Genomic DNA, 14,173 nt, shown 5'->3' with positions numbered 1-14,173 from the left:
TGTTTTTTCTGTTTATTACCACCGAACGTCCATACCTTCAAATTGTAAATCTTCGTAATTAGGAACAACGGCAGGATCGACCCTGACGATGTTCAAAGATTTCAGCTCAAGAATGTCTTCAGCCGTTCCTCTAAATGAGGAATTAATTAAATTCAAGTACGTGATGGTTTGCAGCCCTTCTTTGACACGACTCAAATCGTCGACGGTAGGACCGATGAAGGTTGCTTGATCCAAGTAAGGAACTTCTTTTAATAACTCCCCTGGAATGATGGCTTGATTTAGCTTCAGCACGAAGAGCGACTGCATCGCTTTAAAATATTCAATATCTTCGTCTACTTCATAGATGCCGCTCAAATGGGAGGCGTTAATCGTCAATTCTTCTAAATACAATAGGTCGCGCTTAGTAATGGCCTCCGGCTCTTTATCTACAGATCTTGCAATGGAGGCAAGGATTAAGTCGTCCATGACAACGGGTTCATTAGGATTTTTAACTTTGATGAAATTTCGCTCGCGCTCGTGTACTTTGTAGTTTTCTTCGATCAGATCCCCTTCTTCTGATAGGTAAAGGAGTGTCGCTTCATTTAGGTAAGTCCGATCTCCCCCCTCTACCCAGTTAAGCTTCATAGAAATTTCTATCTCATCATTTTTAAAGGCATCTTTTGGGGGAGGGAGAGGGCCGTCGTAAGCAGGTGGATTTCCTGGTTCTTTTCGGCTTGCGAATGCATAATAACTCTCAAACAACTCATACTCGTTTCCATTTGCATTCTCTGTATCTGCTACTTTGGATTCAACTTCCGTACCTTCAAATTGATCAATAGCGACTTTCATTTTGCTTTTGCTCGGCATAGAGACAATGACTTCTTTAAGTTTCTCAACCTTTACATGGGTAGGTTCTTCTGGATCAGGTGCAGGAGGCGTTTCTTCTACTGGTTCTTTTTCTTCTTGCGTCGGTGAAGAAGGTTGCTCAAACCAGTCCGTCTTTATAAAGGTATAAAAGGATCCGCTTAAAACAAAGAAAGCAAGAAGGACCGTAACAATTTTCGGAGCACCAGGGAACCGTTGCCGTCGGTTCGGCTTGTTTTTATAAAAGCGCTCTTTATCTTTATCTGTGAATAAAGGATCCTCGCCAATATGACGGTTGATGGCTTTTTTTATTTGTTGATGATCCACGGGTCTATCCCTCCTTCATCTGCCTTTTCTCTAAGCAGTTGACGTGCACGCTGCATCCTTGTTTTGATCGTGCTTAAAGGTGTGCCGGTCGCTTCAGCAATCTGTTTCTGCGTCATATCTTGCTGGAAAGTCAGAATCATGACTTCCCGGTATTTGATAGGGAGATGAAGGATGGCTTCCGCTATTTCATCCCACTGTTCCTTTTGGACGACTTTTTGCTCCGTGTAGTTCGGGTCTTTTTGCTCGCGCCATTTATCTGTAGCGATTTTGATGCGGTGAATAGGGGAACGTAAATAGTCTTTGCATCGGTTGATGGCGATTCTCATCGCCCATGTCTTCAATTGGGAATCTCCGTTGAACCTGTCCCACTTACGATAAATCTGCAGGAGAACATCCTGAAAGATATCGTCTGTGGTATGGTGATTTTTCACATATGTAAAAATGGTTCGTTTCAACGATTCTCCGTACTGGTTCATTATGTACTCAACCGCTTCCTCGCGTGTGTAATGAGTTTGTGTATGTCCGGACACCAGGCTTTCCTCTCCTTTCCTGTTCATTAGACGAGCGTCTCATTCAAAAGGTCTGCAAAAATACAAATTTCTTCAATAAATCCATAAATTTTCTCCACTAAAGCTCCCGATTGTGAAAGACTCAGTTTCGAGACTTTTGTTGAGTGGATGGGGGCTGCGGGGAATGGCTCGCTTTCCGCGGGGCCCCACACGATGTGGGGTCGTTCGATGTTGGCACAGGACGTGCCGAACTTAATCGAACTTCCTCTATCCTTTTGAGCCTCCTCGGACTGCGTCCTGTGGGGTCTCACCAAGCACTTTTTTCCCGCAGGAGTCTCGCCATTCCCCTCCGCCCACTTGCCGGAAGAGATTCTCGAAACTACCTTCCAGTAATAGGAGTTTTTATGGTTAATAATCCTATTTCGACGCAGTTTAAGCAGGGTTACACAACACAACTAGGCAGTTTACTATAAGAGGGGTTTCGAGAACCTCATTTGGTATAGGGGCGGAGGGAAACGGTGAGACTCCTATGGGGTGTGCGGGACAGCTGAGACCCCGGAAGGCGTAGCCTGAGGAGGCTCAGCGCCCGCCCCATGGAAAGCGAACCTTTTCCCGGAGCCCCTAGAACCCCACCAAAGTCTCGAAATCAAGTCTTCCACAATCCTGCCATATACTTCAAGAACATTCGTTACGCCTAAAAAGGTGGAGATAGGGGAAAAGAAGGGGAGGGAGGTGAGCGGATGATTTATGATGTTGGAGTTGTAGGTGCAGGCTTTGGTGGGCTGGCAGCTGCAGCTACACTCGCCAAAAAAGGAATGAAAGTTGCTGTCTTTGAAGCCTCCAATGAACTTGGGGGTAGCGCAGGCAAATTCGAACGAAACGGCTACCGTTTTCAGTCAGGGGCAACCCTTGGAATGGGATTTGAAGAGGGAGGGGTTCTCCATCGACTCTTCGATCAGTTAAACATCGATCCTCCTGCCATGACGTTATTGGATACGATCATGGATATTCACATGCCGGATCGCACCATTCACTATTTTCGTGAGCGAAGCCGCTGGTATGAAGAGATTCAACGAGTCTTCCCAACCCAATCTTCCGCTATACAGTCGTTCTATGATGAAGTATATAGGGTGGGAGCGATAGTCGATCAGTTAACAGAAGATCTTCCTGTATTTCCTCCACGAACCTTAAAAGATTTCATGCATTTGGTACCTTTCGTGAACAAAGATGCAATGAAACTTCTCCCATTCATGAACCAGACGGTAGAAGATCGTTTGAAAAAGTATGGCCTTCATAACCATCGTCTTTTCCGCGTGTTTTTGAATGGTGAGTTGATGGATAGCGTACAAACAAGCGTTGAATATTGCCCTGCGTTTTTGGGTTATGCTGCGTTACAAACCTTCCATAAAGGCGCTTATGCTGTACATGGAGGTCTTGCAGCGGTTGCCGAACGTTTGGCATCTTTCATTAAGAATTCAGGGAGCGACCTTTATATGCGTCATCCGATTCATAAAGTAGAGAAAAGCGGACAACATTTTGAATTTCATACGAAACGTGATCGAGTATTTCGAGCGCAAAAGGTACTGTTGAACAATTCTGTTCACAACTTCCATGATACGGTATCAAAGGAGATGGGTGAACAGTCCTATATTAAAGCGTTAAAAGAAGAAAAAAGGGATTCATGGGGAGCGTTTATCATTCATGGAGGTGTGGACGGGGCGGTTTTTGAGGGAGAAGACGCCATGTATCATCAGTTTATTGACCCACAAAAACCGGACGACCTCCATGATGGTGGACAGTTTTTAATGTCATTATCTGACCCTCGAGATTCGTCGATGGCACCTGTCGGAAAGCGCTCATTGACGATTTCTACTCACACATCCATTTCACCCTGGTGGAATTCGGAACAATATGAAGCGGATAAAGGACAAATGAAGAATCGACTCCTGGATACGGTGGATTTTTACTTCCCGAGTTTTAAGGAAAAGTTAGACTTTGTTCTTCCCGGGACTCCGATTACTTTTCAAAAGTGGTTGAGAAGGAAATATGGAAAAGTGGGTGGATACATGCCAACGGGAAAATACAGCTGGCTCAACAGTTATTCCATTCGCACCGGGATTCCGGACGTTTATCAGTGCGGGGATACGGTTTTCCCAGGAGCGGGAACACTTGGGGTGATATTGTCTGGAATGACCGCGGCAAAGGAAATGACGAGATGATTAACGAAAAGCGAATAGGGAATAAGAAAAGAAAAGGTGAAAGAAAAAGGAGATGAACTTGTATGTATAACGATGGAAGTAATGAAATGCCGGGATTTCAAACAAATCCGAATAACTATGATGAGTGCCAGCGTTGTGGCAAACCGCTTCAGATCAAAGAAGAGCGAGAGATTAATCTTTGTAAGGAATGTCAGAACATACAGGAAGATCATAAGGTAGAGTCCAAAGAAGATTAAAGAGAAGCGATCTCTTGCTAGGGATCGCCTTTTTCATGCCGTTCTTCTCAAAAATCATTTCCCTAAAGGATAAAGGAAATATCTTTACACCATAATAAAAAGAGTGATAAAGTTGTAAATTGTGCATTCAAACACATTATGAATTAAAGGAGACAACTATGGAAAATAAAACCTCAGGCCGTATTGACTGGCCGGTATTTGTAATAAGTGGAGGATTATTAGTCCTTTTCGTTATTCTTGCACTCATTGATATTGATTTGATTGAAATGATCGTTAGTGAAAGCTTCGCATGGTCAGCCAAGTACTTCGGAGCTTTTTGGCAAGTGCTCATGCTTGCTACATTCTTTGTTGGATTATATTTAGCCTTTTCCCGTTATGGAAAAATAAGAATGGGGGATATGGAAAAGCCTGAACTGGGATTATACAAATGGCTATCCATCATTATGGCCACACTGTTGGCCGGCGGAGGTGTTTTCTGGGCTGCCGCTGAACCGATGTGGCACTTTTTGACTGTACCCCCGTCTCAGTCTGGAATTGAAGCCGGGACAGAAGCAGCAATCAACCCGGCCCTCGCGCAAAGCTTTATGCACTGGGGATTCCTGGCATGGGCTATTCTTGGTACGATTAGTGCTGTCGTCATGATGTATGGTCACTATCATAAAGGAATGCCAATGAAGCCTAGAACGTTGCTCTATCCGATTTTCGGCGAAAAATTACGCCACAGCTGGTTAGGGACGATCATTGATGCCTTCTCCGTCATTGCTGTAGCGGCAGGGACGATCGGTCCAATTGGTTTCCTTGGTCTGCAGGCGAGCTACGGACTTCAGGAAATTTTTGGGATACCTAATCAGTTCAGCACGCAGTTTTCCATTATTTTTGCCGTTGTAATCATCTCTACAATTTCAGCAGTCACTGGTTTATATAAAGGGATACAATTTTTAAGTAGCTTCAACGTCCGCATGGCCATTGGGCTAATGGCGTTCATCGTCATCTTTGGACCAGGTGGTTTTATCATCGACCACTTCTTAGCAGGATTCGGTTATTATGTTGATCAATTCATTCCTATGAGTACGTATCGAGGAGATGAAGGTTGGCTATCTCTATGGACCGTATTCTTCTGGGGATGGTTCATCGGGTATGGACCGATGATGGCCATTCTTGTCAGCCGTATTTCAAGAGGCCGGACAATAAGAGAGATCATCATTGCCGTATCTGTTTTTGCTCCTGTTATTTCTACGTTCTGGTTTACAGTCCTAGGTGGATCCGGAATCTTCTTTGAATTGAACAATCCTGGGTCTGTATCCAACGCACTGAATGAAGCAGGCAACCCGGCAGCTATGTTTGCCATTACAGAACAGTTCCCATTGGCAAGCGTGATTTCGCCGCTATTCTTGCTTCTAACGATCCTATTTGTCGTAACGACGAGTGACTCCATGTCCTACACGATTGCCATGGCTGTCACAGGAGAAGGAAACCCACAAAGCTGGCTTAGAATCTTCTGGGCCGTATTGATGGGCGCGATCGCTGTGATTCTGTTAATTACAGGAGACAGTGGGATTACACAGCTGCAAAACTTCATTGTCGTCACAGCTGTTCCAGTATCCATTCTTCTACTGCCAATGATTTGGCTCGCACCAAAAGTAGCGAAGAAGATGGCGATCGATCAACGAATCACGAAGAAATAATATAGGCTTACACTAAAAACACCTAGGGGCTCCCTAGGTGTTTTTAGTACAAAATCTTCAGCTATATGTCAGTATCTTGGAAGACATGATTACGGGATGTTTATTTGAGGCTATGATGCTTCGATGGTTCGTAAGACGGCGCGGACGGGGCTGCCGTCGGCTTGCTCCATTTTTAATGGAAAAGCAAAAAGCTCATAAACTCCTTGCGACACCTGAGAAAGATCAATCCCTTCAAGAATCAGGATATCATTCTGGTACAGCGTGTGATGGCCTTTCAACTCTTTACTCGTTTCAGGGTCAACAGAAGGAGTATCGATGCCGATAAGGTCGATGCCTTGCTTCTTTAAAAATGGACCTACATCATCACCAATGACCGTGTATCGCTCAGGGAAGCGGGTGCGGTCTTTCCAACTGTCCGTATGGAATAAAACTTTACTTACCTTACTCAAGTCCAAGTCTTCCAACACCTTTTTAGTGATGACAGGGTCATCTTTTATGGAAACGACTAGAGCTTGACCGGAAAATCGATCGACGGGAAGATCTGCGATTTTCAAACCAGCTGAATCATAGTGATAGGGGGCATCCACATGGGTTCCGATATGGTTGCTGCCTTTGAATTGGCCGACATTGACCGATCCCGTATCTTCCATGGACCACGTCAGCTTGTAGTCAAACGGCTCGTCTCCAGGCCAGGGTGGCGTATCGTTATTCAGGGGCATCGTAATATCGATGAATTTCATTATCACAAACCTCCTTAGGCGATGGTGTCTCTTTCATTTTTGAACTGCTTTTGTTTTTCATTCTCCATGATGTCTTTCAAGCGTAACACGACGTCATACACATCTTCGTAAGATGTATAAAAAGCGATCGGGGCAAGGCGGATAACGTTCGGTGAACGGAAGTCGGGAATGACGGTTTCTTGTTTTAATGCTTTACAGATACTTGCCGCCTCGTCATGAACGAGACAAACATGGCCCCCTCGGCTTTCATCATTCAAAGGGTTGCCAATTTTGAAACCATGACCCGAGAGCTCCTGGTGGATAAGGTCCATCAGTAAACGAGTGAGCTTTAGTGATTTTTCTCTAATCTGTTGAATGCCCGCTTCTTCAAAAAGTTCCAGTGACCCTATGAGAGGCGCTGAACTGAGCACATGAGGCGTTCCGATTTGGAATGCTCCTGCGGTTTCTGCAGGAGTTAGTTCGTGGCTCATATCGAACTGCTTGTCTTTGTTTGAACTGAACCAACCTGCAAGTCCTGGGCTTTTGCCGAGGTGCTTTTCGTTCACATACAGTCCACCGACTCCACCAGGCCCACTGTTCAAATACTTATACGTGCACCACACAGCAAAGTCAACGCCCCATTCGTTCAAGCGGTGAGGAAGAGCACCGATCGAGTGGGCAAGGTCAAAGCCAACGATGATGCCATATTCATGAGCTGCCCTTGTTATTTTTTCAATATCGAGCAGTTGGCCACTACGATATAAAACGGAAGGCAGGAGAATTACAGCGATGTCTTCGTCCATTTCTTTGATGATGGTATCTTCCGATAACGTATAGCCGTCCTCACTTTGGACACGAATCAAGTGTTCTTCCGGGGCTAACCCGTGCCATTTGATTTGGCTCTTCATGGCGTGAATGTCAGACGGGAAGTTCAGTTCATCTGCGAGGATTTTCGTCCGTTTTCCTTCTGGCTTATAAAACGTCGCCAGCAACTGATGAATATTTGATGTAATAGAACCGGTATTGATGACTTCTTCTGGTTTTGCCCCGATGAGAGGAGCAGTCAGTGCCCCGATTTTCTCTGACATGTAAAACCAAGGTTCTTCTCCTTCGGTCCATCCTCCGATGGCATGTTTTTTCCAATCATTCAGAGAGGTTGAGAGGGTTTCTTCAGATCGTTTCGAAAGCAGACCTAGGGAATTTCCATCCATATAATAAAAGCCTTCTTGGTAAAATTCACGTTTGAACAATTGAAGCGGGTCATGTTGATCCAATGCTTTTACATCTTCTCTTGAGATTACAGGTTTAGTCATGAATTTTCCTCCTCAACTATCATTCATCCATCAAGTTATGCTTCACTAGGACAGCCTTAATCATAGAGTAGGAATACCCCTCAGGCAGAGATTCTTTCAAGGGTTTCAATTTATGTTCCTCCATTTGATCATAGGCCTGCACAATGTTACTTTCTTGTTCTTCATCAAACCATCGGTTCCAATCGATCTCATTTCCTTCTTTTCCAGCTCGGAAAATATGGTTCTCAATCGTTTGTTTGCCTATACCCCTTTCTTTGGCTATGTCTTTCACATCATTTCCTTGTATCCAAAGGTCGTAAGAAATAAGGTGACTGGGGCGGTCATCAAACGGGTCTTTCTGTTGGATTGAAGGTTCGGTCGAACGAACCGGCGTAGGCTTCGTCTCCGTCTCTTGTGCCCAAGGTCGTAATTTCTCAAGAAACTGTTCCCCATACTTCTCGAATTTCTGCTCCCCGATTCCTTTGATGTTCATCATCTCTTCTTTGATTTCTGGGAGATAGATGGTCAAGTCTTTGAGTGTGGCATCAGAGAAGATGACGTAAGGGGGAAGGTTGCTTTCATCTGCAATCGATTTACGTAACTGTCGCAACTCTTCGAAGTATTGCTCATTGTATTCGGTTTTCTGTTTTTTCGTTGTGGATTCAACAAGCATAAGAACAGGCTGGTTGCCTTTAATGACAGAAACGGCTTCATTCGTCAGCTTTAATGAAGGATAACGTCCTTCGCCAGTAGATAGGTACCCTTCCGCTGTTAAAAACTGAATGAACCGAGTCAATTCTTTTTCTGTATAATTCGGCATAATGCCATAAGTCGATAAATTTTGGAATTGAAACTGTTTCACTTTTTGGTCAGAAGAACCTTTGAGTACCTTCGCTGTCAGGCCGGCTCCGAACCTTTCGCCCATGCGTTTCACACAGGATAATACCATTTGCGCTTCTTTTGTCATATCCTGCTCTTCACCATCGTGGGTGCAATTCGTACATTTACCACACGGCTCGGATTCTGTCGGATCATCAAAATAGTCAAGAATGTATTGCTGCAAACAGGAGTGGGTATGGCAATAATTCACCATCGCCTGGAGTTTCGTGTACTCATCCTTTTTCTTTTCTTCATTTGGTGACTGGTCGATCAAAAACCGTTGCAGGTTGATATCCTGACTTGAAAAGAGCAATACACAATCACCAGGCTCACCATCACGGCCAGCACGACCAGCTTCCTGGTAATAAGATTCAATATTCATCGGCATGGAATAGTGAATAACATAACGGACGTTTGATTTATCGATGCCCATCCCGAAAGCATTGGTTGCAATCATCGTGGTGATTTCATCCTGAACGAAATCCATCTGTGCTTGCTTTCTTTGATGCTCTGTCATTCCTGCGTGATATTTTCCAGCAGCAAATCCTTTTTTCGTTAAAAGGTAATGAAGCTGGTCAGCATCTTTTCGTGTGGCTGTATAGATGATGCCGGATTCATTGGGAATCTGAGTCAAATATTCGCTGATGAATTCTCGTTTGTCACGGCCTTTGATAATACGAAAAGACAAGTTGTCCCTTGCGAATCCAGTATTAATGACGTTTGTATCCTCGACATCGATCAACTCTTTAATGTCTTTAATTACTTCCTGGGTCGCTGTAGCAGTTAGAGCCATAAGGACAGGAAGGTTTGCGACTTTTTTCAAGGTAGGGACAATCGATCGGTAGCTTGGACGGAAGTCATGTCCCCATTGGGAAATACAGTGCGCTTCATCAAAGGCGATCAACGAAAGGGGAATGCTGTTGATAGCGGCCAAAAAGTTGGGTGAGTCAAACCGTTCAGGAGCGACATACACAAAGGAATAGCGGCCGTTTTCCATATCCCGCAGCCTTTGCTGCTGCTCTGTATGAGAAAGGGAGCTATTAATATAAGTAGCGGCCACCCCATAGGAATGGAGGGCATCCACTTGGTCTTTCATTAAAGAGATCAAGGGGGATATGATGATCGCTGTTCCTTGCAAAGTGAGTCCGGGGATTTGATAGCAGAGGGATTTTCCGCCTCCTGTCGGCATGACGGCCAGTGTGTTCTTTTGATCTAAAACATGAGTAATGGCCTCTTTTTGACCAGGGCGGAACGAGGAATAACCGTAGTATTGGTGGAGAATTTTTTCGGCCTGTTGAATCATCGTGATCATCCTTTTATACATAATCTTCTTTCTCCCACATCTTATCATGTTTCACGTGAAAACTGTGGGGAAAACTATAGAAGTCATACCTCTTAAAAGGAGCGATTATAATATGAAAGCCATTGTTATTGAGCAATATGGAGATAGAAATCAACTAAAAGAAAAAGACGTGGATTTTCCTGTTCCAAATGAGAACCAGGTCATCGTGGAATTGCACGCCACATCGATCAACCCCATCGACTGGAAGCTTAGGGAAGGTTACTTAAAAGAAATGCTGGACTTTGATTTTCCTATCATTTTAGGATGGGATGCTGCAGGAATCGTCGCAGAGGTTGGTTCTGCAGTGGAAAACTTCAAAGTAGGAGATCGAGTTTTTGCTCGTCCGGATACAACACGATTCGGAACGTATGCAGAGTACACAGCAGTGGATGAACATCTTCTAGCACATCTTCCTGAGAACGTTTCTTTTGAGGAAGCGGCAGCGGTGCCATTGGCAGGACTTACTGCATGGCAATGTTTAGTGGATTTTAGCGATATCCAGGAAGGAGACCATGTGCTCATACATGCAGGGTCAGGTGGTGTCGGCCATTATGCCATTCAAATTGCGAAGCAAAAAGGTGCTTATGTAGCAGCGACAGCCAGTGGAAAGAACCAGGAGTGGGTAGAGAAACTGGGTGTCGATCGTTTTATCAATTATAAAGAAGAGGAATTCTCAGAGGTGTTAAGTGATTACGATATCGTCCTTGATACTCTTGGTGGAGAAATCCAGGAAAAAAGCTTTTCTGTCCTGAAAGAAGGTGGGCGTCTTCCGTCCATTGTCCAGCCACCGGATGAAGACCTCGCTGCCAAACATGGAGTGAAAGCAGGATTCGTCTGGCTTGAGCCGAGCGGAGAGAAACTGGCAAAACTCGCTTCCATGATGGAAGAAGGAGATTTAGTTTCTGTCATCGGACATCGTTTCGACCTCAGCGAGGAAGGTCTAAAAGAAGCCCATAGCGTCAGCGAAACCCACCACGCCAAAGGTAAAATTGTCATCAACATCAAATAGTGTCTACCATTTCCCACCGGACCAGCTCATCCCTTAAAACAGATGAGCTGGTCCGTCTTTCATCAGAAAACCTCTACGTAGTTTTCACTTAAGCTCCCGTTTATGGAAGACTTGATTTCGAGATGTTTGTATCCTGGATTGGGGGCGGAGGGGAATGACTCGCTTTCCGCGGGGGCGCGGTGAGCCTCCTCGAGCTCCGCTCTGCGGGGTCTCACCAAGCACTTTTTTCCCGCAGGAGTCTCGCCATTCCCCTCCGCCCCTTTGCCATATCAGTGTCTCGAAACCACTCCCACAGATAGCAGAACTTCCAAGATTTGTCGAAATCCAAAAGTCTGTGGTATCCCCATTCAAATGCTGTTCCAGCGCGCTTTAGGACTACTGGACAAGGAGAATGGAAGACGCTTTTTCTAAGTATAGGGGTTCGTTTTTTTAATCTCTCGAATGGGGTGGTTGGGAAGCTCGCTACTCCCCCACAGGAAAGCAAGTAGCTTCCCAACCACCCCTGACGCCCAACACGGTAACGAATCCCGAAACATCTTGAAATCAAGTCTTCAAGAATACTGCCATTTACTTTAATAACTCTCATAAGAAACGACAATTGTTGTGTAAATTTTCTTACAATTTATGAGTGGTTGGAGTAAACTAAGGGTAAAGGATTTGTAGTAAGTAGGAATGGAGGAGAGGTCGTGCTAACTAATTATCAAACGGGTGTTTACTTTGATGAAATGATGAAACAGGGTGGTGAGCCGAAGAAACACTACCAATGGTTTTATCAACTAGTCAATCAATTTACAGAACGCGATTTGATGAAAAAGCATGAAACAGCTCAACTTAATTTTCTTAGACAAGGCATTACATTCACCGTGTACAACCACACAGGAGGTACAGAGAGAACGATGCCGTTCGACTTTGTTCCGATCATTATTCCGAGACAAGATTGGGAAGAGATTGAAAAAGGGATGAAGCAGCGGATGACCGCGCTCAATCATTTTTTAGAAGATATTTATCATGATCAGGAAATTGTAGAAGCGGGAGTCATTCCGAGAGAGTTGATCGAGAACAATCCTTATTACTACAACAAACAAGTCAGTGGCATAGATATCCCTTTAAGGAACCATATATTCCTTGCAGGAGTAGATTTAATTAGAGATGAAAAGGGTCAATACCGGGTATTGGAAGATAATTTGCGTAATCCTTCAGGAATGTCTTATGTATTCCAAAATCGGTATGTCATGAGACAAGTGTACCCTGAATTGTTCTTCCAACATTCTATTGAAACATTGGAGCATCAGTTGTCAGAACTTCACCAGGCGGTAACCAGCCATCTGCCTGCCAATGCAAATCCTCATAAATCGCCCACCGCCGTTTTATTGACGCCGGGGATTTATAATTCTGCTTATTATGACCATGTCTTTCTTGCTCAACAGATGGGAATTGAACTGGTAGAAGGAAGAGATATGATTGTCAAAGATGATGTTGTTTACATGAAGACCATCAAAGGGTTAAAACGCGTGGATATCATTTATAGAAGAATTGACGATGACTTCCTTGACCCGGAAGCGTTCCGTCCTGACTCTGCTCTCGGTGTGCCCGGGTTGCTCAGGGCATATCGAAAAGGAAATGTATCGATACTTAACGGCATAGGAAATGGCGTTGCCGATGACAAGGCGATGTATGTTTATGTTCCTGATATGATCCGCTTCTACCTTGGGGAAGATCCGATCATCCCGAACGTTGAAACCTACTTCCTTAGTGATCCTGAACGTCTGGATTATGTGCTGGATCATATTCATGAACTGGTTGTGAAAAATGTCGGTGCATCAGGCGGGTATGATATGTTGATTGGTCCGCAGTCGGATGAAAGTGAACGTGAGGCGTTCAAGAAGAAAATTATAGAAAAACCTCATCAATATATCGCTCAACCGACCATTAAATTATCAAGGGCTCCTGCGTATCAGGAAGGTAGATTTTATCCATGTCATGTAGATTTACGCGTGTTTGTCATGAATGGAGAAAAGACGAATGTACTTCCTGGAGGGTTATCACGAGTAGCTCTTAAAGAAGGCTCCCTTGTTGTGAACTCCTCTCAGGGTGGGGGAGGAAAAGATACGTGGATCTTGACAGAAAGTGGTGATCAACATGCTTAGTCGTGTAGCAGATTCTCTTTACTGGATGTCCCGAAACATAGAACGAGCCGAAAACAACGCAAGGGTACTCAGTGTCCAGCTCATTCATATGTTGGAGGCACAAAATCAGGAGGCAGCGGATCGCGACTGGGAAGAAATTGTGGAAGTCTGTGCGTCCGCGAAAGATTATTACAACCTGTACGATCGTTTAGACAGGGAAACACTGATTCAATACTTGACCATCAGTCCATTCAACATGAATTCTCTTATGAATTGTATGAACTTTGCCCGCGAAAATGCCCGCTCAACAAGGGATATACTTCCCGAAGAACTCTGGGAAGTATTAAATGCATTCCATCTGGACCAGAAAGATTGGCAGGAGCTCCCGAATACGAGGCAGCATACCCAGGATTACCTGGCTCAAGTGATTAAAACTTCGATGACATCACAAGGAGTCATTGAGTCCAGTATGAGCCGTGGAACTCCTTATACTTTTATTAAAGTTGGGAAATGGTTGGAGCGCGCTGAGAAAACAGCAAGAATATTGAATGTGACCTGTGAAAAGAACAGAAAAGAAGCCGATATCCCGACAGATCATTACTATTATTGGCTGACAGCTCTGCAGTTTCTGAATGGATATGATGCGTATATTAAAGAACACCCACCTACAATGGAATCGAAGCACGTCCTCAGCTTTTTAATTAAAGAGAGGACGTTCCCAAGATCGATCCGATACTGTATGGATCATGTCCTCGAAGCGGTTGACAAGCTTGAAGGCGGGAAAATCTCTCACTATTCTGAGGATCTTTTCCAAATGCTTGAACTCATTCAGGAAGAAATTACGAGTACGAATATTGAGGAGATGGATATGAATGAGCTGATGTCGTTTCTCGACCACTTCCAAGATCGATGCATGACACTGAGTCGCATGTTCTCACAAACCTATTATTTAATTGAACCCGTACACGCCAAGTAAAGGCTATCCAG

11 protein-coding genes are annotated in these 14,173 nt (G+C 44.4%); 6 read left to right on the top strand and 5 right to left on the bottom strand.

Annotation, left to right across the window (positions count from 1 at the left end):
- Window positions 1-15 precede the first annotated feature (15 nt).
- Together DYE48_RS09785 and DYE48_RS09780 are read right to left on the bottom strand one after the other, a co-directional pair.
- On the bottom strand, window positions 16-1,170 hold the full coding sequence (locus DYE48_RS09785) for a hypothetical protein (RefSeq protein ID WP_115823441.1): 1,155 nt from the start codon (window positions 1,168-1,170) through the stop codon (window positions 16-18).
- Window positions 1,152-1,700, bottom strand: a complete 549-nt coding sequence (locus tag DYE48_RS09780; protein WP_244199404.1) for a sigma-70 family RNA polymerase sigma factor — start codon at window positions 1,698-1,700, stop codon at window positions 1,152-1,154. The genes DYE48_RS09785 and DYE48_RS09780 overlap by 19 nt, the downstream gene beginning before the upstream one ends.
- Before the next feature lie 719 nt (window positions 1,701-2,419).
- On the opposite strand from DYE48_RS09780, the gene DYE48_RS09775 reads away from it, so the two are divergent.
- The 3 genes from DYE48_RS09775 (at window position 2,420) to DYE48_RS09770 (ending at window position 5,819) form a co-directional block, all read left to right on the top strand.
- Window positions 2,420-3,898, top strand: coding sequence for a phytoene desaturase family protein (locus DYE48_RS09775; protein ID WP_115823439.1), 1,479 nt, complete (start codon window positions 2,420-2,422; stop codon window positions 3,896-3,898).
- Window positions 3,899-3,960: 62 nt separating this feature from the next.
- A complete protein-coding gene (locus DYE48_RS21135) occupies window positions 3,961-4,134 on the top strand; it encodes a hypothetical protein (protein ID WP_167449480.1) in 174 nt (57 codons plus the stop codon).
- A 158-nt stretch (window positions 4,135-4,292) separates the two neighbouring features.
- A complete protein-coding gene (locus tag DYE48_RS09770) occupies window positions 4,293-5,819 on the top strand; it encodes a BCCT family transporter (protein WP_115823438.1) in 1,527 nt (508 codons plus the stop codon).
- A gap of 110 nt (window positions 5,820-5,929) precedes the next feature.
- Here the strand turns inward: DYE48_RS09770 and kynB are convergent, their stop codons facing one another.
- From kynB to recQ, 3 genes are read right to left on the bottom strand one after another with little or no spacing between them, the layout of a single operon-like run.
- Complete coding sequence (gene kynB / locus DYE48_RS09765) at window positions 5,930-6,559, bottom strand: arylformamidase (protein ID WP_115823437.1); 630 nt, start codon at window positions 6,557-6,559, stop codon at window positions 5,930-5,932.
- A gap of 14 nt (window positions 6,560-6,573) precedes the next feature.
- A complete protein-coding gene (gene kynU, locus DYE48_RS09760) occupies window positions 6,574-7,851 on the bottom strand; it encodes a kynureninase (RefSeq protein WP_115823436.1) in 1,278 nt (425 codons plus the stop codon).
- A 19-nt stretch (window positions 7,852-7,870) separates the two neighbouring features.
- On the bottom strand, window positions 7,871-10,012 hold the full coding sequence (gene recQ, locus DYE48_RS09755) for a DNA helicase RecQ (RefSeq protein ID WP_115823554.1): 2,142 nt from the start codon (window positions 10,010-10,012) through the stop codon (window positions 7,871-7,873).
- A 112-nt stretch (window positions 10,013-10,124) separates the two neighbouring features.
- Between recQ and DYE48_RS09750 the strand changes: the two genes are divergently transcribed.
- The 3 genes from DYE48_RS09750 (at window position 10,125) to DYE48_RS09735 (ending at window position 14,162) form a co-directional block, all read left to right on the top strand.
- A complete protein-coding gene (locus DYE48_RS09750) occupies window positions 10,125-11,060 on the top strand; it encodes an NADP-dependent oxidoreductase (RefSeq protein WP_115823435.1) in 936 nt (311 codons plus the stop codon).
- 686 nt (window positions 11,061-11,746) lie between these two features.
- Window positions 11,747-13,207 carry a circularly permuted type 2 ATP-grasp protein gene (locus tag DYE48_RS09740; protein ID WP_115823433.1) on the top strand — a complete coding sequence of 487 codons (1,461 nt, stop codon included), beginning with the start codon at window positions 11,747-11,749 and terminating at the stop codon, window positions 13,205-13,207.
- Window positions 13,200-14,162: an alpha-E domain-containing protein gene (locus DYE48_RS09735; RefSeq protein WP_115823432.1), complete on the top strand. Its 963-nt coding sequence runs from the start codon at window positions 13,200-13,202 to the stop codon at window positions 14,160-14,162. Before DYE48_RS09740 ends, DYE48_RS09735 begins: the two co-directional genes overlap by 8 nt.
- The last annotated feature ends 11 nt before the right edge of the window (window positions 14,163-14,173 follow it).

Source organism: Halobacillus trueperi, assembly GCF_003386945.1.
Classification (GTDB): domain Bacteria; phylum Bacillota; class Bacilli; order Bacillales; family Halobacillaceae; genus Halobacillus; species Halobacillus aidingensis.
The sequence above is the reverse complement of the archived record's forward strand: the minus strand, read 5'-3'. Positions and strand labels throughout refer to the sequence as shown.